Annotated in this window: 16 protein-coding genes; 14 read left to right on the top strand and 2 right to left on the bottom strand. The window is 62.7% G+C overall.

What is annotated here, in order from left to right:
* Positions 1 to 442: 442 nt before the first annotated feature.
* The 12 genes from arcD to JYG36_RS22300 all read left to right on the top strand — a co-directional run bounded on the left by arcD (position 443) and on the right by JYG36_RS22300 (position 14,683).
* A complete protein-coding gene (gene arcD, locus JYG36_RS22245) occupies positions 443 to 1,870 on the top strand; it encodes an arginine-ornithine antiporter (protein ID WP_045196417.1) in 1,428 nt (475 codons plus the stop codon).
* 33 nt (positions 1,871 to 1,903) lie between these two features.
* Positions 1,904 to 3,160: an arginine deiminase gene (gene arcA / locus JYG36_RS22250; RefSeq protein WP_045196415.1), complete on the top strand. Its 1,257-nt coding sequence runs from the start codon at positions 1,904 to 1,906 to the stop codon at positions 3,158 to 3,160.
* A 78-nt stretch (positions 3,161 to 3,238) separates the two neighbouring features.
* Positions 3,239 to 4,249, top strand: a complete 1,011-nt coding sequence (locus JYG36_RS22255; protein ID WP_045196413.1) for an ornithine carbamoyltransferase — start codon at positions 3,239 to 3,241, stop codon at positions 4,247 to 4,249.
* Positions 4,250 to 4,379: 130 nt separating this feature from the next.
* Positions 4,380 to 5,309, top strand: coding sequence for a carbamate kinase (gene arcC, locus JYG36_RS22260; protein WP_093387115.1), 930 nt, complete (start codon positions 4,380 to 4,382; stop codon positions 5,307 to 5,309).
* Positions 5,310 to 5,363: 54 nt separating this feature from the next.
* Complete coding sequence (locus JYG36_RS22265) at positions 5,364 to 5,729, top strand: DUF5064 family protein (protein ID WP_213602313.1); 366 nt, start codon at positions 5,364 to 5,366, stop codon at positions 5,727 to 5,729.
* A gap of 145 nt (positions 5,730 to 5,874) precedes the next feature.
* Positions 5,875 to 7,383: a transcriptional regulator GcsR gene (gene gcsR / locus JYG36_RS22270; RefSeq protein WP_093387118.1), complete on the top strand. Its 1,509-nt coding sequence runs from the start codon at positions 5,875 to 5,877 to the stop codon at positions 7,381 to 7,383.
* 274 nt (positions 7,384 to 7,657) lie between these two features.
* Complete coding sequence (gene gcvH, locus JYG36_RS22275; protein ID WP_045196405.1) at positions 7,658 to 8,041, top strand: glycine cleavage system protein GcvH; 384 nt, start codon at positions 7,658 to 7,660, stop codon at positions 8,039 to 8,041.
* A gap of 9 nt (positions 8,042 to 8,050) precedes the next feature.
* Positions 8,051 to 10,906, top strand: a complete 2,856-nt coding sequence (gene gcvP, locus JYG36_RS22280; protein WP_213602315.1) for an aminomethyl-transferring glycine dehydrogenase — start codon at positions 8,051 to 8,053, stop codon at positions 10,904 to 10,906.
* Positions 10,907 to 11,006: 100 nt separating this feature from the next.
* Entirely contained in the window at positions 11,007 to 12,383 is a 1,377-nt protein-coding gene (locus tag JYG36_RS22285) for an L-serine ammonia-lyase (protein ID WP_195885742.1), read from the top strand.
* A 28-nt stretch (positions 12,384 to 12,411) separates the two neighbouring features.
* Entirely contained in the window at positions 12,412 to 13,536 is a 1,125-nt protein-coding gene (gene gcvT, locus JYG36_RS22290) for a glycine cleavage system aminomethyltransferase GcvT (protein ID WP_213602317.1), read from the top strand.
* A 348-nt stretch (positions 13,537 to 13,884) separates the two neighbouring features.
* On the top strand, positions 13,885 to 14,097 hold the full coding sequence (locus JYG36_RS22295; protein ID WP_007931076.1) for a cold-shock protein: 213 nt from the start codon (positions 13,885 to 13,887) through the stop codon (positions 14,095 to 14,097).
* Between the two features lie 97 nt (positions 14,098 to 14,194).
* Positions 14,195 to 14,683, top strand: a complete 489-nt coding sequence (locus tag JYG36_RS22300) for an RDD family protein (RefSeq protein WP_093387135.1) — start codon at positions 14,195 to 14,197, stop codon at positions 14,681 to 14,683.
* A 52-nt stretch (positions 14,684 to 14,735) separates the two neighbouring features.
* On the opposite strand, the gene lptG is transcribed toward JYG36_RS22300, so the two are convergent.
* Both lptG and lptF read right to left on the bottom strand, forming a co-directional pair.
* The gene (gene lptG / locus JYG36_RS22305) at positions 14,736 to 15,797 is read right to left on the bottom strand and encodes an LPS export ABC transporter permease LptG (RefSeq protein ID WP_045196392.1); all 1,062 of its coding nucleotides are present in this window, start codon (positions 15,795 to 15,797) and stop codon (positions 14,736 to 14,738) included.
* A complete protein-coding gene (gene lptF / locus JYG36_RS22310) occupies positions 15,790 to 16,905 on the bottom strand; it encodes an LPS export ABC transporter permease LptF (protein ID WP_045196390.1) in 1,116 nt (371 codons plus the stop codon). Before lptF ends, lptG begins: the two co-directional genes overlap by 8 nt.
* A gap of 280 nt (positions 16,906 to 17,185) precedes the next feature.
* Between lptF and JYG36_RS22315 the strand changes: the two genes are divergently transcribed.
* Positions 17,186 to 18,679: a leucyl aminopeptidase gene (locus JYG36_RS22315; protein ID WP_045196387.1), complete on the top strand. Its 1,494-nt coding sequence runs from the start codon at positions 17,186 to 17,188 to the stop codon at positions 18,677 to 18,679.
* Between the two features lie 51 nt (positions 18,680 to 18,730).
* Positions 18,731 to 19,159, top strand: coding sequence for a DNA polymerase III subunit chi (locus tag JYG36_RS22320; RefSeq protein ID WP_093387140.1), 429 nt, complete (start codon positions 18,731 to 18,733; stop codon positions 19,157 to 19,159).
* Position 19,160: the final 1 nt, after the last annotated feature.

Below are 19,160 nucleotides of genomic sequence, written 5' to 3' on the forward strand. Positions count from 1 at the left end.
GCAGATCCCCTTCTGTCTCGTGTTTGTAACGCCAGTGGTACACCCTGAGTTAAATATAATCTGACTCTAAGCGTCTATATATATTAAACCACTAAGCGCTTTCTGCTCATAACTAGCGCGTCTATGCCTGACGAACTAAACGGTGAGTTTTGTGCACAATTCGCGCTTCTTCAAGCTAATAAGAAAAATTCTCAGGGAAAATTTGCGATTCGCCCAAAACGGACTAGCTTCAATTCTCGCAGCCCCGCAAGAGCGATTGCTCTAAAACGCCATGGAGGTGCCAGTTGACAAGGCTTGCAGTACTGCGATCGGCAGACTCCGGGAGGCTGTTTCAGTCATTGATCTGCAATGGAATGTCCTCATGAACTGACCTGAATCAGCTAATGACTTCGCCGCTGGATTTATTCTAGCGTCATCTCTTCTCCTGGTACGGAGTTATTCAATGTCAGACGCTCCCGGAAAACTACGACTTGGTGCGCTGGTTGCACTTGTTGTCGGCTCGATGATCGGCGGCGGGATCTTTTCGCTGCCGCAAAACATGGCCGCAAGTGCTGATGTAGGCGCTGTTCTGATCGGTTGGGGCATCACCGCCATCGGCATGCTGACCCTGGCTTTCGTGTTCCAGACCCTGGCCAATCGCAAGCCTGACCTGGACGGCGGGGTATACGCCTACGCCAAGGCCGGTTTCGGCGATTACATGGGCTTTTCTTCAGCCTGGGGCTACTGGATCAGTGCCTGGCTGGGCAACGTCGGTTACTTCGTGTTGCTGTTCAGCACCCTCGGCTATTTCTTCCCGATCTTTGGCGAGGGCAACACTCCGGCAGCCGTCATTGGCGCCTCGGTGCTGCTCTGGGCCGTGCACTTTCTGGTATTGCGCGGGATCAAGGAAGCGGCCTTCATCAACCTGGTCACCACCGTAGCCAAGGTCGTACCGCTGGCGCTGTTCGTGCTGATCGCCCTGTTCGCCTTCAAGCTGGATATCTTCACCGCTGACATCTGGGGCTCGATGAACCCGGACCTGGGCAGCGTGATGAACCAGGTGCGCAACATGATGCTGGTCACCGTCTGGGTGTTCATCGGCATCGAGGGCGCGAGCATCTTCTCGGCCCGGGCAGAAAAACGCTCGGACGTCGGCAAGGCCACGGTCATCGGCTTCATCACCGTGCTGCTGTTCCTGGTGCTGGTCAACGTGCTGTCGCTGGGCATCATGACCCAACCGGAGCTGGCCAAGCTGCAGAACCCGTCGATGGCCGCCGTGCTTGAGCACGTGGTTGGCCACTGGGGTGCGGTGCTGATCAGCGTCGGCCTGATCATCTCGCTGCTCGGGGCCCTGCTGTCGTGGGTACTGCTGTGCGCCGAGATCATGTTCGCCGCCGCCAAAGACCACACCATGCCGGAGTTCCTGCGCCGCGAGAACGCCAACCACGTGCCGGCCAACGCCCTGTGGCTGACCAACGCCATGGTGCAGATCTTCCTGGTCATCACCCTGTTCTCGGCCAGTACCTACCTGTCGCTGATCTACCTCGCCACCTCGATGATCCTGGTGCCTTACCTGTGGTCGGCGGCCTATGCCTTCCTGCTCGCGGTACGCAGCGAAACCTACGAACAGGCCCTGGCCGAACGCAAGAAAGACCTGGTCATCGGCGCCATCGCCCTGCTCTACGCGGTCTGGCTGCTGTATGCCGGCGGCGTCAAATACCTGCTGCTCTCGGCCCTGCTGTATGCCCCTGGCGTGATCCTGTTCGCCAAGGCCAAGCGCGAGGTCGGCCAACCGATTTTTACCAACGTGGAGAAGCTGATCTTCGCCGCCGTAGTCATTGGTGCCCTGGTGGCTGCCTATGGCCTGTACGACGGCTTCCTGACTCTGTAACCACCCGTTTTCGCAACTTGGAGGAAATGAACCATGTCCACGGATAAAGTTAAGTACGGCGTACATTCCGAAGCCGGCAAACTGCGCAAAGTGATGGTCTGCTCCCCTGGCCTGGCGCACCAGCGCCTGACCCCGAGCAACTGCGACGAACTGCTGTTCGATGACGTTATCTGGGTCAACCAGGCCAAACGCGACCACTTCGACTTCGTCACCAAAATGCGTGAGCGCGGCATCGAAGTGCTGGAAATGCACAACCTGCTGACCGAGACCATCCAGAACCCCGAAGCGCTGAAATGGATCCTCGACCGCAAGATCACCCCGGACACCGTCGGTGTCGGCCTGACCAACGAAGTGCGCAGCTGGCTCGAAGGCCTTGAGCCGCGCAAACTGGCCGAATTCCTGATCGGCGGCGTGGCCGGTGAAGACCTGCCGGAAAGTGAAGGCGCCGGCGTGATCAAGATGTACCGCGACTACCTGGGCCACTCAAGCTTCCTGCTCGACCCACTGCCCAACACCCAGTTCACTCGCGACACCACCTGCTGGATCTACGGCGGCGTGACCCTCAACCCGATGTACTGGCCGGCGCGACGTCAGGAAACCCTGCTGACCACCGCCATCTACAAGTTCCACCCCGAGTTCACCGCGGCCGACTTTGAAATCTGGTACGGCGATCCGGACCAGGACCACGGCAAGGCCACCCTCGAAGGCGGCGACGTCATGCCGATCGGCAATGGCGTGGTCCTGATCGGCATGGGCGAGCGCACCTCGCGCCAGGCCATCGGCCAACTGGCGCAATCGCTGTTTGCCAAAGGCGCGGTGGAAAAAGTGGTGGTCGCCGGCCTGCCGAAATCCCGTGCCGCGATGCACCTGGACACCGTGTTCAGCTTCTGCGACCGCGACCTGGTCACGGTCTTCCCGGAAGTGGTCAAGGAAATCGTGCCGTTCGTCATTCGCCCGGACAGCAGCAAGCCATACGGCCTGGACGTGCGCCGCGAGAACAAGACGTTCCTCGACGTGGTCGCCGAATCGCTGAACCTGAAGAAACTGCGCGTGGTCGAGACCGGTGGCAACAGCTTCGCCGCCGAACGCGAGCAGTGGGACGACGGCAACAACGTGGTGGCGGTTGAACCAGGTGTGGTCATCGGCTACGACCGCAACACCTACACCAACACCCTGCTGCGCAAGGCAGGCGTCGAAGTCATCACCATCAGCGCCGGCGAACTGGGCCGTGGCCGCGGCGGCGGTCACTGCATGACCTGCCCGATCGTGCGCGACCCTATCGACTACTAAACGACCATCAACCGCCTGCACCTGCCGGTGCAGGCGGGCCGATTACCGCTTTCCGTTCACAAGAACAGGAGAAACATCATGGCGTTCAACATCCACAACCGTAACCTGCTGAGCCTGGAACACCACACCCCTCGCGAGTTGCGCTACCTGCTGGACCTGTCCCGCGACCTGAAACGTGCCAAGTACACCGGCACCGAGCAGCAGCACCTCAAAGGCAACAACATTGCGCTGATCTTCGAGAAGACCTCGACCCGCACCCGTTGCGCCTTCGAAGTAGCTGCCTATGACCAGGGCGCCAACGTCACCTACATCGACCCGAACTCCTCGCAGATCGGCCACAAGGAAAGCATGAAGGACACCGCCCGGGTACTCGGGCGCATGTATGACGCCATCGAATACCGTGGCTTCAAGCAGGAAATCGTCGAAGAACTGGCGAAGTTCGCCGGCGTACCGGTGTTCAACGGCCTGACCGACGAATACCACCCGACCCAGATGATCGCCGACGTGCTGACCATGCGTGAGCACGCCGACAAGCCGATCCATGAGATCAGCTACGCCTACCTGGGCGATGCGCGCAACAACATGGGCAACTCGCTGCTGCTGGTCGGCTCCAAGCTTGGCATGGACGTGCGTATCTGCGCGCCAAAAGCGCTGTGGCCGCACGATGACCTGGTCGCCCGTTGCAAGAAATACGCGGAAGAAAGCGGCGCGCGCATCACCCTGACCGAAGACCCGAAAGCTGCGGTCAAAGGCGTCGACTTCATTCACACCGACGTCTGGGTATCGATGGGCGAGCCGGTTGAAGCCTGGGGCGAACGCATCCAGCAACTGCTGCCGTACCAGGTCAACGCCGAGCTGATGAAAGCCACCGGCAACCCGCGCACCAAGTTCATGCACTGCCTGCCGGCGTTCCACAACTCCGACACCAAGGTCGGCAAACAGATCGCCGAGCAGTACCCGAACCTGGCCAACGGCATTGAAGTGACCGACGACGTGTTCGAGTCGCCAGCCTGCATCGCCTTCGAGCAAGCGGAAAACCGCATGCACACCATCAAGGCGATCCTGGTGTCGACCCTGGCTGACCTGTAATCCAGCTGCCAGTCTCTGTGGGAGCGGGCTTGCCCCGCGATAGCGTCACCGCGGTGCAGCAGATGCACCGCCATCGCGGGGCAAGCCCGCTCCTACAGGGTGGCATCTCCCTTTCTAGAAGGACATCATCATGCGTATCGTTGTTGCATTGGGCGGCAACGCCCTGCTGCGCCGTGGCGAACCCATGACTGCAGACAATCAGCGCGCCAATATCCGCATTGCCGCCGAGCAGATCGCCAAGATCCATCCGGGCAACGAGCTGGTCATCGCCCACGGCAATGGCCCGCAAGTCGGCCTGCTGTCGTTGCAGGCGCAATCCTACAAACCTGATGAAGCCTACCCGCTGGACGTGCTCGGTGCCGAAACCGAAGGCATGATCGGCTACATCATCGAGCAGGAGCTGGGCAACCTGCTGGACTTCGAAGTACCGTTCGCCACCCTCCTGACCCAGGTCGAAGTGGACGCCAACGACCCGGCCTTCAAAGACCCGACCAAGTTCATCGGCCCGGTCTACAGCAAAGAAGACGCCGAGCGCCTGGCCAAAGAGAAAGGCTGGGTGGTCAAGGCCGACGGCGACAAATACCGCCGTGTGGTCGCCAGCCCGAAACCCAAGCGCATCTTCGAGATCCGCCCGATCAAATGGCTGCTGGAAAAGAGCAGCATCGTCATCTGCGCCGGCGGTGGCGGTATCCCGACCATGTATGACGCCGACCGCAAGCTCAAGGGCATCGAGGCGGTGATCGACAAAGACCTGTGCTCGGCGCTGCTGGCCGAACAGCTCGAAGCCGACCTGCTGGTGATCGCCACCGACGTCAACGCGGCGTTCATCGACTATGGCAAGCCGAGCCAGAAGGCGATTGCCCAGGCGCACCCGGACGAGCTCGAACGCCTCGGCTTTGCCGCAGGCTCCATGGGCCCGAAAGTCCAGGCCGCTTGCGACTTTGCACGCCACACCGGCAAAGTGGCGGTCATCGGTTCTCTGGCCGACATCGAGGATATCGTCAAGGGTACGGCCGGTACCCGGGTTTCCACCGCCAAGCCGGGAATCAGCTACCGTTGAATGCAGTTGGCGGGCCCAGGGCCCGCCGTTTTCACCTTTGCGGAGGATTCCATCATGGCCCAGTTCAAACCCGGTCACGTGCATATCGAGCGCACTGCGCTGAACAAGGCTGATCACAGCTACGACCTGAATATCGAGTACGCAGTAGTCCGGGAAGCCAACAAACACGGCATTGATTTCCACATGCATGGGAGCATCGAAGGCAAGACCGTGGAGGAAAAGTTCTTCCTGAGCAAGGAAGAGGTACTGCCAAGCTTCCTGAGTGTTGCCACGCGCAAGGCGCAGAGCTACATGCCGTCGCCGAAGAAATTCGAGAGCCTGGGCTCAGGGCACAAGATCTACGACCTGATGTTCGAGGACATTCGCGAGAAGCTGGAGGTGAAGTCGGGCGACCCGGTCAATCCCGAGCACTTCGAATAGCCCTACCGGCCTCATCGCCGGGCAAGTCGGTTCGCCGCACCGCCGCTCTCACCCAGGTAGGAGCGGCGGTGCGGCGAACCGACTTGCCCCGCGATTGCGCTGAACAGCATACTGGCCGCCTTCGGCAGCCTTGACCCCCTCCCCCATGCGCATCCACGTCAGTTTCATCGACCGTGTCGGTATCACCCAGGAAGTGCTGGCCCTGCTCGGCGCCCGCAACCTCAACCTGGACGCCGTGGAGATGGTGCCGCCGAACGTCTACATCGACGCCCCGACCCTCAGCCCCCACGTGCTCGAAGAGCTGCACGACGCGCTGTTCAACGTGCAGGGCGTGCAAACCGTACAAGTGGTCGACATCCTCCCCGGCCAGCGCCGTCACCTGCAGCTCGATGCCCTGCTCGCGGCCATGAGCGACCCGGTGCTGGCCCTGGACAGCGCCGGCCACGTGCTGCTGGCCAACCCGGCGCTGGTGGCGTTGTGCGGGCAGGAACCGTCCGACCGTTCGGTGGCCGATCTGTTTGGCGACCCGGGCTTGCTCGAAGCGCTGATCGAACAGGGCTTTCACCTGCCCCTGCGCGAAGTGACCCTCAACGGCCAGACCCTGCTGCTCGACGCCACGCCGATCACCAACGCCGGCGCCCTGCTGACCCTGTACCAGCCCAACCGCATCGGCGAACGGCTGTCGGCACTGCACCATGATCACGCCGAGGGCTTCGATGCCCTGCTCGGCGACTCCCCGCCGATCCGCACCCTCAAGGCCCGCGCCCTGCGCGTTGCAGCTCTGGACGCGCCGCTGCTGATCAACGGTGAAACCGGCACCGGCAAGGAGCTGGTGGCCCGCGCCTGTCACGCCATCAGCAGCCGTCACAGTGCGCCCTTCCTGGCCCTCAACTGTGCGGCGCTGCCGGAGAACCTGGCCGAAAGCGAGCTGTTCGGTTACGCCCCCGGTGCCTTTACCGGCGCGCAACGTGGCGGCAAGCCGGGGCTGATGGAACTGGCCAACCAGGGCACGGTATTCCTCGACGAGATCGGCGAGATGTCACCGTACCTGCAGGCCAAGCTGCTGCGTTTTCTCAACGATGGCAGCTTTCGCCGGGTCGGCGGTGATCGCGAGGTCAAGGTCAATGTACGGATCCTCAGCGCCACCCACCGCGACCTGGAAAAAATGGTCGCCGAGGGCACCTTTCGCGAAGACCTGTTCTACCGCCTGAACGTGCTCAACCTGCAGGTGCCACCGTTGCGCGAACGTGGCCAGGACATCCTCCTGCTGGCGCGCTACTTCATGCAGCAGGCCTGCACCCAGATCCAGCGCCCGCTGTGCCGCCTGGCCCCGGCCACTTACCCGGCGCTACTGGGCAACCGCTGGCCGGGCAACGTGCGCCAGCTGCAGAACGTGATCTTCCGCGCCGCGGCCATCAGCGAAAGCAGCCTGGTGGACATCGGCGACCTGGACATTGCCGGCACCTCGGTGGCTCGCGGCCATGACGCTGAAGTCGACAGCCTTGAACAGGCCGTGGAAGACTTCGAGCGCAACCTGCTGGAAAAGCTCTACAGCAGCTACCCCTCGACCCGCCAGCTAGCCAGCCGCCTGCAAACCTCGCACACCGCCATCGCCCATCGCCTGCGCAAGTACGGCATCCCGGCCAAGCCCTGAACAACTGTAGCGAAATCACTACATCGTAACGATATCGATACAGCACAGTTTCAGGGCCACAGTGCAAGGTTCTGATCCACTTGAGCTTTTTTTCTCACCCCTAGGTGTAGCGATTTCGCTACACCGGTTATGTATTCTCTTCCCGTAAATTATCTAACTATTTGTTTTAAAACGATATTTTAGATATGGCCGCAATATTGCTATGGCATTACCCATCCCTGGGCTCACCTGAGCCATGCCCACAGCCGTCCCCTGCGGCCCTTGAGGAGTTTCCATGAGCGAGTTGCGTTTTACCGAAGATCACGAATGGCTGCGTAGCGAAGCTGACGGCAGCGTCACCGTCGGGATCACCGCCTTCGCCCAGAACGCCCTGGGCGATGTGGTCTACGTGCAACTGCCAGAGCTGCAACGCTACGAGCAAGGCGCCGAAGCCTCGACCGTCGAATCGGTCAAGGCTGCCAGCGGCGTGTACATGCCGCTGACCGGCGAAGTGGTAGCGGTCAACGACCAGCTCGAAGGCAACCCCGAACGGGTCAACGAAGACCCGCTGGGTGAAGGCTGGTTCTTCCGTTTCATCCCCGCCGACGCCGGCGCCGTCGCGCAACTGCTCGACCAGGACGCCTACGACCGCCTGATCAAAGCCAACGCTGACGCCTGAGGAACCGCCATGACCATCAACCTCGGCACTGCCAACGAATTCATCGCCCGCCACATCGGCCCGCGCCAGCACGACGAGCAGCACATGCTCGCCACCCTCGGTTTTGACTCGCTGGAGGCCATGAGCGCCGCGGTCATCCCCGACAGCATCAAGGGCACCAGCGTCCTTGAGCTGGGCGCCGGGCAAAGCGAAGCCCAGGCGCTGGCCTCGCTCAAGGCCATCGCCGGCAACAACCAGCTGTTCAAGAGTTTCATCGGCCAGGGTTACTACAACTGCCACACGCCGGCGCCGATCCTGCGCAACCTGCTGGAAAACCCGGCCTGGTACACCGCCTACACCCCTTACCAGCCAGAGATTTCCCAGGGCCGCCTGGAAGCGCTGCTGAACTTCCAGACCCTGATCAGCGACCTCACCGGCCTGCCGATCGCCAACGCCTCCCTGCTCGACGAAGCCACTGCCGCTGCCGAAGCCATGACCTTCTGCAAACGCCTGAGCAAGAACAAGGGCAGCCACGCCTTCTTCGCCTCGGTGCATTGCCACCCGCAAACCCTGGACGTGCTGCGCACCCGTGCCGAACCGCTGGGTATCGAGGTTGTCGTCGGCGACGAGCGTGAGCTGAGCGATGTCAGCGCCTTCTTCGGCGCCCTGCTGCAATACCCGGCCAGCAGTGGTGAAGTCTTCGACTACCGCGAGCTGGTCGAGCGCTTCCACGCGGCCAATGCCCTGGTCGCCGTGGCGGCCGACCTGCTGGCCCTGACCCTGCTGACCCCGCCGGGCGAATTCGGCGCCGACGTGGCCATCGGCAGCGCCCAGCGCTTTGGTGTACCGCTGGGCTTCGGTGGCCCGCATGCCGCCTTCTTCTCGACCCGCGATGCATTCAAGCGCGACATGCCCGGCCGCCTGGTCGGCGTGTCGATCGACCGCTTCGGCAAGACCGCACTGCGCCTGGCCATGCAGACCCGCGAGCAACATATCCGCCGCGAGAAAGCCACCAGCAACATCTGCACTGCCCAGGTATTGCTGGCCAACATCGCCAGCATGTACGCCGTGTACCACGGCCCTCAGGGCCTGAAGCAGATCGCCGAGCGTACCCACGCGCTGACCGCGATCCTCAAGGCCGGCCTGCAACAGTTGGGTGTACAGGTCGAAGTGGAACACTTCTTCGACACCCTGACCCTGGCCACCGGCAGCAGCACCGCCGCTCTGCACGACCAGGCCCGCGGCCAACGCCTGAACCTGCGCCAGATCGACGCCCAGCGCCTGGGCCTGTCGCTGGATGAAACCAGCACCCAGGCCGACGTCGAAGCCCTGTGGCAGCTGTTCGCCGCGGGCAAGGCCAGCCCGGACTTCGCCGCTCTCGCCGCCAGCGTTCAGGCACAACTGCCACGCACGCTGCTGCGCCAGTCGGCGATTCTCGAGCACCCGGTGTTCAACCGTTACCACAGCGAAACCGAGCTGATGCGCTACTTGCGCCGCCTGGCTGACAAGGACCTGGCGCTGGACCGCACCATGATCCCGCTGGGCTCGTGCACCATGAAGCTCAACGCCGCCAGCGAAATGATCCCGGTGACCTGGGCCGAGTTCGGCAGCCTGCACCCGTTCGCCCCGGCCGCGCAGAGCCAGGGTTACCAGCAACTGACCAGCGAGCTGGAAGCCATGCTCTGCGCCGCCACCGGCTACGACGCCGTGTCGCTGCAGCCCAACGCCGGCTCCCAGGGCGAATACGCCGGCCTGCTGGCGATTCGCGCCTATCACCAGAGCCGTGGCGAAGCGCGCCGCGACATCTGCCTGATCCCGTCCTCGGCCCACGGCACCAACCCCGCTACCGCGCACATGGCCGGCATGCGCGTGGTGGTCACCGCCTGTGATGCCCGCGGCAACGTCGACATCGACGACCTGCGCGCCAAGGCCATCGAACACCGCGAGCACCTTGCCGCGCTGATGATCACCTACCCCTCGACCCATGGCGTGTTCGAAGAAGCCATTGGCGAGATCTGCGCGATCATCCATGACAACGGCGGCCAGGTGTACATCGACGGCGCCAACATGAACGCCATGGTCGGCCTCTGCGCCCCGGGCAAGTTCGGCGGCGACGTTTCGCACCTGAACCTGCACAAGACCTTCTGCATCCCCCACGGCGGTGGCGGCCCGGGCGTCGGCCCGATCGGCGTCAAATCGCACCTGGCGCCGTTCCTGCCGGGCCATGCGCACATGGACAACAAGCAGGGCGCGGTTTGCGCCGCACCGTTCGGCAGCGCCAGCATCCTGCCGATCACCTGGATGTACATCCGCATGATGGGGGGCGCCGGGCTCAAGCGTGCCTCGCAAATGGCCATCCTCAACGCCAACTACATCGCCCGCCGCCTGGAAGAGCACTATCCTGTGTTGTACACCGGCAGCAATGGCCTGGTGGCGCACGAGTGCATCCTCGACCTGCGCCCGATCAAGGACAGCAGCGGCATCAGTGTCGATGACGTGGCAAAACGCCTGATCGACTTCGGCTTCCACGCCCCGACCATGTCGTTCCCGGTGGCCGGCACGCTGATGATCGAACCGACCGAAAGCGAGTCTAAAGAAGAACTGGACCGCTTCTGCGAGGCGATGATCCGCATCCGCGAAGAGATTCGCGCAGTCGAAAGCGGCAGCCTGGACAAGGACGACAACCCGCTGAAGAACGCCCCGCACACTGCCGCCGAAATCGCCGGTGAGTGGAGCCACCCGTACAGCCGCGAGCAGGCGGTGTATCCGCTGGCGTCGCTGGTCGAAGGCAAGTACTGGCCCCCGGTCGGCCGCGTTGACAACGTGTTCGGCGACCGCAACCTGGTGTGTGCCTGCCCGTCGATCGAGAGCTATCAGGACGTCTGAGGCCTCTTCGCGGGGCAAGCCCGCTCCCACAGTGAGCCCCTCATTCCCTGTGGGAGCGGGCTTGCCCCGCGACAGCCTTCATCACAACGAGGGTACGACCATGTCACTAAGCGTCTTCGACCTGTTCAAGATCGGCATCGGCCCCTCCAGTTCCCATACCGTAGGCCCTATGCGCGCCGCTGCGCGTTTTGCTGAAGGCCTGCGTCGCGACGGCCTGCTGGCCGCTACAGTCAGCGTCAAGGCCGAGCTCTATGGCTCGCTCGGCGCCACCGGCAAAGGCCACGGCAGCGACAAGGCCGTACTGCTCGGCCTTGAAGGCGAACACCCGGACAGCGTCGACACCGAAAGCATCCCCGCACGCCTGCAGGCCATCCGCAGCAGCGGCCGGCTCAACCTGCTCGGCGAGCATGCAATCGACTTCGTTGAAAAGCAGCACCTGGCGATGATCCGCAAACCCCTGGCCTTCCATCCCAACGGCATGATCTTCCGTGCCTTTGACGCCGCCGGCTTGCAGATTCGCAGCCGCGAGTACTACTCGGTGGGCGGTGGTTTCGTGGTCGACGAGGACGCCGCCGGCGCCGATCGCATCGTCGAAGACAGCACCGTGCTGCCCTACCCGTTCAAGACCGCCAAGGAGCTGCTTGGCCACTGTACCGCGCAGCACCTGTCGATCAGCCAGGTCATGCTGGCCAACGAAGCCGCCTGGCGCCCGGAAAGCGACACCCGCAGCGGCCTGTTGCACATCTGGCAGGTCATGCAGGACTGCGTGTCTGCCGGTTGTCGCAACGAAGGTATCTTGCCTGGCGGGCTCAAGGTCAAACGCCGCGCCGCCGCACTGTACCGCCAGCTGTGCAGCAACCCGGAGGCGAGCCTGCGCGACGCGCTGTCGGTGCTCGACTGGGTCAACCTCTACGCCCTGGCCGTCAACGAAGAAAACGCCTTTGGCGGGCGCGTGGTCACCGCGCCGACCAACGGCGCCGCCGGTATCGTCCCGGCAGTGTTGCACTACTACATGCGTTTTATCCCGGGCGCCAATGACGACGGCGTGGTGCGTTTTCTGCTCACCGCCGCCGCCATCGGCATCCTCTATAAAGAGAACGCCTCGATCTCCGGTGCCGAAGTCGGCTGCCAGGGCGAAGTCGGCGTTGCCTGCTCGATGGCCGCCGGAGCCCTGTGCGAGGTGATGGGCGGCACGGTGCAGCAGGTCGAGAACGCCGCCGAAATCGGCATGGAACACAACCTGGGCCTGACCTGCGACCCGATCGGCGGGCTAGTCCAGGTGCCCTGCATCGAGCGTAACGCCATGGGTTCGGTCAAGGCCATCAACGCGGTGCGCATGGCCCTGCGCGGTGACGGGCAGCACTTCGTCTCGCTGGATAAGGTCATCCGCACCATGCGCCAGACCGGCGCCGACATGAAAAGCAAATACAAGGAGACCGCCCGCGGCGGTCTGGCCGTCAACATCATCGAATGCTGACACCCTCTCAAGCCCCAAGGAGTCATCAATGTCCACCGAAACACTGCTCAAGACCCCGCTGCACGCCCTGCACCTGGAACTGGGCGCCCGCATGGTGCCGTTCGCCGGATACGACATGCCGGTCCAGTACCCGCTGGGAGTGATGAAAGAACACCTGCACAGCCGCGAGCAGGCCGGCCTGTTCGATGTTTCGCACATGGGCCAGATCCGCCTGAGCGGCGCCGCTGCAGCCAAGGCCCTGGAAACCCTGGTGCCGGTCGACATCATTGACCTGCCGGTGGGCATGCAGCGCTATGCCATGTTCACCAACGAACACGGCGGCATCCTCGATGACCTGATGGTCGCCAACCTGGGCAACGACGAACTGTTCCTGGTGGTCAACGCGGCCTGCAAAGAGCAAGACCTGGCCCATTTGCGCAAACATATCGGCGATCAGTGCCAGATCCAGCCACTGTTCGAGGAGCGCGCCCTGCTGGCCCTGCAGGGGCCGGCGGCGGTGAAGGTGCTCGAGCGCCTGGCACCCGTCGTGACGAAGATGACTTTCATGCAGTTCCAGCCGGTACAACTGCTGGGCGCAGACTGTTTTGTCAGCCGCTCGGGCTACACCGGTGAGGACGGTTTCGAGATTTCGGTGCCGGCCGGGAAAGCCGAAGAGCTGGCGCGCCGCCTGCTGGCCGAACCCGAAGTCCAGGCTATCGGCCTGGGCGCACGCGACTCGCTGCGCCTGGAGGCCGGCCTGTGCCTGTATGGCCACGACATGAACACCCAGACCACGCCCATCGAAGCCAGCCTGCTCTGGGCCATCTCCAAGGTGCGCCGTGCCGATGGCCAGCGCGCCGGCGGCTTCCCCGGTGCCGAGGCGATCTTCGCCCAGCAGCAAAGCGGGGTTGCGCGCAAGCGCGTGGGCCTGTTGCCGCAGGAGCGCACACCGGTGCGCGAAGGCGCCGAGATCGTTGACCAGTCAGGCACGGTTATCGGCAGCATCTGCAGTGGCGGCTTTGGCCCGACATTGAATGCGCCGGTGGCGATGGGGTACCTCGATGCCGCGTACAGCGCACTGGAAACCCCAGTGTGGGCGATCGTGCGCGGCAAGCGCGTGGCGATGAAAGTGAGCAAGATGCCCTTCGTTGCCCAACGCTATTATCGCGGCTGAATCGATACTTGAAACAACGTGTCATGAAGCGTTCGGATTTTCGAATTCGAACGCTTTTTATAACTTTCGAAAAGCGTTGCGACAATGCTTGGAATGAGCCGGAAAAAATCGACCGAACGGCGGCTAAAAGGCACAGCGGCGGCGGTCTGCAGGGCTTGTTTTTGTCTTCAAAGTTAGCGTATTGTCTGTGCACTGTGTTTGCATGGGTCGCTATGGTTCGTGACCTGGGCAGTAGCTCTGATGTTTGCTACACCCGTTCGACGTCTCTTACTTTCCTGCAACCCAGCCCAGTACTCTTTCATTTGGAAGAAGCTGTTACTAATTCTAAGTTTCAAAGGAAATAAGACAATGTCCCAACGTCAGAGCGGTACCGTCAAGTGGTTTAACGACGAGAAAGGTTTTGGTTTCATCACTCCAGAAAGCGGTCCGGATCTGTTCGTACACTTCCGCGCTATTCAGGGTAACGGCTTCAAGAGCCTGAAAGAAGGTCAGAAAGTCACCTTCATCGCCGTGCAGGGCCAGAAAGGCATGCAGGCTGACGAAGTTCAAGCCGAAGGCTGATCTTCATCAACAAAGAAGCCTCTGCTGGCAACAGCAGGGGCTTTTTTGTGCGCGCAATTCCGTAGAATGGGCGTTTTGCGCAAGGAGGGCCTCGCCAGTGCCCAAGCAGCTGTTACAGCCCGAAGGTGAATTTCCCCCTGTCGACCTTGGCCGCCGCCTGGCCGCCATGTTCTATGACTTTTTGCTGTGCACCGCGTTGCTGATCGTCACCGCCGGTGCCTACAAGATGATCCAGATGGCTTTCATCGGGGAAGCGCGCATGCGCGAGTTGACCGAGGCCGGCGCCCTGGATGGCGACCCGTTGCTGTCGACCATCCTGCTGTTCGCCCTGTTCGGCTTTTTCGCCAAGTTCTGGACCCACGGCGGCCAGACCCTGGGTATGCAGGTATGGGGCATCCGTGTGCAAAATGCCGACGGCAGCGCCATCAGCCTGTGGCAGGCACTGCTGCGTTTTGTCGTATCGATCGGCTCGTGGTTGTGCCTGGGCCTGGGTTTTATCTGGGCGTTGTTCGACAAGCGCAAGCGCAGCTGGCACGACATCTACTCCGACACTCAACTGGTGCGAATTCCCAAGCGCAAAAAATAACCGCGCACAAAAAAGCCGACCCTGAGGTCGGCTTTTTCTTGTCTGCGGCAATTTATCCGGCGCGCCGCAACATCCACAACCCGGCCACCGCACAGATCGCCGCCGGCAGCACCACCGCCAGCAACGGCGGGAAGCCGAACACCTGGCTGGAAGGCCCGAGCAGGTCCTGGGCGATGCGGAACACAAAACCCACCAGCACCCCGGTGAACACCCGCTGACCAAGGGTCACCGAGCGCAGCGGACCGAAGATGAAGGAGATGGCCATCAGCACCAGCGCCGCAGTGACCATCGGCTGCAGCACCTTGGTCCAGAATGCCAGCCAGTACCGGGCGTTGTTCAGGCCCTGGTCGGACAGGTAGTGGATGTAATCCCAAAGACCGGTGATCGACAGTGATTCTGGTGCGACCACTACGGTATTGAGCAACTGCGGGGTGACCGACACGTCCCAGCGTTCTTCAGGCGTTTTGATGACTTCGGTGTGATCGCCGCGGAAATAGGTGGTGGTCACGTCGCTGAGCAGCCAGTGATCTTCCTTGTACTGGGCACGGCGGGCAAAGCTCGAGGTCTGCATGTGCCGCTCGTTGTCGAAGCGATAGCGGGTCACGCCGTAGAGCAAGCCGTTGGGCTGCACCGAGTTGATGTGCACGAACTCGTCACCCTGGCGGTGCCACATGCCGCGCTTGGAGCTCTGCGCCTCACCACCGCCCTGGGCCAGGGAACGGTCGGCCTGGGCCTTGTTCTCGGTGACCGGGGCCAGGTACTCGCCAATCAGGATACCGGCCAGCATCAGCACCAGCATCGGCTTCATCACCGCCCAGACGATCCGCCCGATCGACACGCCGGCGGCGCGCATGATGGTCAGCTCGCTGCTGCTGGCCAGGCTCCCCAGGCCGATCAGGCAGCCGATCAGGGCAGCCATCGGCAGCATGTCGTAGAGCCGCCGCGGTGCGGTGAGCAAGACGAAATTGCCGGCGTCCATCAGCGTGTAGGTGTCGGTGATATCGCCCATTTCATCGATGAAGGCGAACAGCGAAGCCAGGCCCAGAATGATGCCCAGTACGGCGAGGATCGCCATCAGCACGCTTTTGCCGATGTAACTGTCGAGCTTAACCATGGGCCACCTCCGCACGGCGAGCGGCGCGCTTGAGGCGCAACGGCTCCCAGTACATCAGCCCCAGGCCGATCAACAGAAACAGGCCATGGACCCACCAGATACCCAGGCCGATCGGCAGCTTGCCTTTCTCCAGGGCGCCACGCACGGCAATCAGCATTGTCAGGTACGCCATATACAGAAGAATCGCCGGCAGCAGTTTGAGGAAACGGCCCTGGCGCGGGTTGACCCGCGACAGTGGCACCGCCAGCAGGGTGACGATGAACACCAGCAACGGCAGCGACAGGCGCCACTGCAGCTCGGCACGCTCGCGCAGGCCCTTGCTGCCAATCAGTTGCGAGGTCGGGATGGCTTCACGCTCGGTGATCTCTTCACTGACTTCAGGCTTGGGCAACAGCACGCCGTAGGTGTCGTACTTGATTGCGCGGTAATCAGCCTGGCCAGGGTTACCGTCATAGCGGTAGCCGTTTTCCAGGATCAGGTAGCGGTTGCCATCGGGGTTGACCTGCTGGTGGCCTTTTTCCGCCACCAGTACCGACGGACCGCGGTCCTTGGTCTTGTCCTGGTTGAAGCGCTTCTCGGAAATGAACACGCCGCCAAGGTTGACCCGATCTTCCGACAGTTGCTCGGTATAGGTAACCCGTGAACCATCGCGCAGGGTCTGGAAGCGGCCCGGCACCAGGGTGTCGAACTCGGTCAGGGCGTCCTGCTGGTTGATGATCTGTGCGACCTGGGTAACGCCCTGGGGCGCCAGGCTCAGGCTCAGCCAGGCTACCAGCAAGGCCACCAGTGCCGCCGGCGCCATGGTCATGCCCAGCAACCGCTGCTGGCTCATGCCGGTGGCCGAAAGCACGGTCATCTCGCTTTCCAGGTACAAACGGCCATAGGCCAGGAGGATACCGAGGAACAGCCCCAGAGGCAGGATCAACTGCAGGAAGCCCGGCAGGCGGTAGCCCATGATCAGGAACAGCACGCTCGGGTCGAGCACGCCCTGGGCCGCCTGGGCCAGGTATTTGATGAAGCGCCCACTCATGATGATGACCAGCAGCACAGCGCTGACGGCACTCAAGGTCACCAGGACCTCGCGGGACAGATAACGAAAGACGATCAAACCAGACACTCCTGGGTTGTCAGGCTCGGACAGCCGAACAAGAAATCCATAACAGCCAAGATAGTAGCCCGCTCGCCAGAGCGAACCCGGGTAAAAGTTGGCGCATTATCCTGTGATTGGCCGTGCCTGTCACTTGGCGCCGCACAATGCTTCATCTCGGGGTTGTCAGGGCGGGCGAAGCAGGCTCAAACTGGGGGCTTTAGCACTGGTACGCGACCACGCGGCCACGACCGCGCCTGCATAGACAACGCGCATCGACAGATCATTCGGGGAACCTGACATGGAACTGGTTGTAAAAAGCGTAGCCGCAGCATCCTTGAAAACCGCCACCCTGGTCCTGCCAGTGGCTGAAGGCGGCAAACTCGGCGCCATCGCCAAAACCATCGACGAAGCCACCGGCGGTGCCCTGGCCAGCGTGCTCAAGCGCGGCGACCTGGCCGGCAAGGTCGGCCAGACCCTGCTGCTGCACAGCCTGCCAAACCTCAAGGCCGAGCGCGTATTGCTGGTGGGTACCGGCAAGGATGCCGAGCTGGGTGATCGCAGCTGGCGCAAGGTCGTTGCCGCCGTGCTGGCAGTGCTCAAGGGGCTGAACGGCAGCGACGCAGCTCTGGCCCTGGACGACGTCAAGGTTGCCGGCCGCGATGCTTTCTATGGCAAGACCCGCCTGTTGGCCGAGAGCCTGCTCGATGGCCAGTACGTGTTCGACCAGTTCAAGAGCAAGAAAGCCGAACCTCGCGCCCTGAAAAAAATCACCCTGCTCAGCGCCAAGGCCGGTGCCAGCGATGTCGAGCGCGCGGTCAAGCATGCCGTTGCCATCGCCAACGGCATGGGCTTCACCCGCGACCTGGGCAACCTGCCACCGAACGTCTGCCACCCAAGCTACCTGGCCGAACAGGCCAAGGCCCTGGGCAAGGAATTCAAGGGCCTCAAGGTCGAGGTGCTGGACGAGAAGAAGATCAAGGACCTGGGCATGGGCGCTTTCTACGCCGTCGGCCAGGGCAGCGACCAGCCGCCACGCCTGATCGTGCTCAACTACCAGGGCGGCAAAAAGAGCGAGAAGCCTTTCGTGCTGGTGGGCAAGGGCATCACCTTCGACACCGGTGGCATCAGCCTCAAGCCCGGCGCCGGCATGGATGAAATGAAGTTCGACATGGGCGGCGCCGCCAGCGTCTTCGGCACCCTGCGCGCCGTGCTCGAGCTGCAACTGCCGATCAACCTGGTGTGCCTGCTGGCCTGCGCCGAGAACATGCCGAGCGGCGGCGCCACCCGTCCTGGCGACATCGTCACGACCATGAGCGGGCAGACCGTCGAGATCCTCAACACCGACGCCGAAGGCCGCCTGGTGCTGTGCGACACCCTGACCTACGCCGAGCGCTTCAAGCCTCAGGCAGTGATCGACATCGCCACCCTGACCGGCGCCTGCATCGTCGCCCTGGGCAGCCACACCTCGGGCCTGATGGGCAACAACGATGACCTGGTCGGGCAACTGCTCGACGCCGGCAAGCGCGCCGACGACCGCGCCTGGCAGCTACCGCTGTTCGACGAATACCAGGAACAGCTCGACAGCCCGTTCGCCGACATCGCCAACATCGGCGGGCCAAAAGCCGGCACCATCACCGCCGGTTGCTTCCTGTCGCGCTTTGCCAAGGCTTACAACTGGGCTCACCTGGACATCGCCGGCACCGCCTGGATCAGCGGCGGCAAGGACAAGGGTGCCACTGGCCGCCCGGTTCCACTGCTGACCCAGTACCTGCTCGATCGCGCCAACGCCTGAGGCGACGCTGGCCGTCTGCGCCTTGGGGCGTAGCCGGCCGGCAGGCAGACCATGAGCAAAGTCGATTTCTACATATTGCCCAGCGCCGCGCCCTCGGCGCGCCTGGATTTCGCCTGCAAACTGTGCGACAAGGCCTGGCGCCTGGGGCACCGGGTTTACCTGCATTGCAGCGACGCCGCCCAGCGCGATGAACTGGACGCGCGCCTGTGGGCGTTCAAGGGCGAGGCCTTCGTGCCCCACGACGCGGCTGAAGACAACCCGCAGGGCAGCGTCGCTCTGGGCCTTGGCGATGATGCCGGCAGCCACCAGGACCTGCTGATCAACCTTGACCTCAAGGTGCCAGCGTTCGCTTCCCGCTTTGCCCGGATCGCCGAGATCGTGGTCGAAGAGCCGGCGATTCGTCAGGCGGCCCGAGAGAGTTTCCGTTTCTACCGCGAACAGGGCTATGCTCTGCAAGATCACCGCTTACAGCGACTCTGAA

Origin of the sequence: Pseudomonas sp. SORT22 (assembly GCF_018417635.1) — a bacterium.
Taxonomy (GTDB): Bacteria; Pseudomonadota; Gammaproteobacteria; order Pseudomonadales; family Pseudomonadaceae; genus Aquipseudomonas.

Excerpts from the sequence above, each read along its gene's own strand:
- arcD (WP_045196417.1), top strand. The coding sequence starts at position 443 with ATGTCAGACGCTCCCGGAAAACTACGACTTGGTGCGCTGGTTGCACTT.
- arcA (WP_045196415.1), top strand. The coding sequence starts at position 1,904 with ATGTCCACGGATAAAGTTAAGTACGGCGTACATTCCGAAGCCGGCAAA.
- JYG36_RS22255 (WP_045196413.1), top strand. The coding sequence starts at position 3,239 with ATGGCGTTCAACATCCACAACCGTAACCTGCTGAGCCTGGAACACCAC.
- arcC (WP_093387115.1), top strand. The coding sequence starts at position 4,380 with ATGCGTATCGTTGTTGCATTGGGCGGCAACGCCCTGCTGCGCCGTGGC.
- JYG36_RS22265 (WP_213602313.1), top strand. The coding sequence starts at position 5,364 with ATGGCCCAGTTCAAACCCGGTCACGTGCATATCGAGCGCACTGCGCTG.
- gcsR (WP_093387118.1), top strand. The coding sequence starts at position 5,875 with ATGCGCATCCACGTCAGTTTCATCGACCGTGTCGGTATCACCCAGGAA.
- gcvH (WP_045196405.1), top strand. The coding sequence starts at position 7,658 with ATGAGCGAGTTGCGTTTTACCGAAGATCACGAATGGCTGCGTAGCGAA.
- gcvP (WP_213602315.1), top strand. The coding sequence starts at position 8,051 with ATGACCATCAACCTCGGCACTGCCAACGAATTCATCGCCCGCCACATC.
- JYG36_RS22285 (WP_195885742.1), top strand. The coding sequence starts at position 11,007 with ATGTCACTAAGCGTCTTCGACCTGTTCAAGATCGGCATCGGCCCCTCC.
- gcvT (WP_213602317.1), top strand. The coding sequence starts at position 12,412 with ATGTCCACCGAAACACTGCTCAAGACCCCGCTGCACGCCCTGCACCTG.
- JYG36_RS22295 (WP_007931076.1), top strand. The coding sequence starts at position 13,885 with ATGTCCCAACGTCAGAGCGGTACCGTCAAGTGGTTTAACGACGAGAAA.
- lptG (WP_045196392.1), bottom strand. The coding sequence starts at position 15,797 with ATGGTTAAGCTCGACAGTTACATCGGCAAAAGCGTGCTGATGGCGATC.
- JYG36_RS22315 (WP_045196387.1), top strand. The coding sequence starts at position 17,186 with ATGGAACTGGTTGTAAAAAGCGTAGCCGCAGCATCCTTGAAAACCGCC.
- JYG36_RS22320 (WP_093387140.1), top strand. The coding sequence starts at position 18,731 with ATGAGCAAAGTCGATTTCTACATATTGCCCAGCGCCGCGCCCTCGGCG.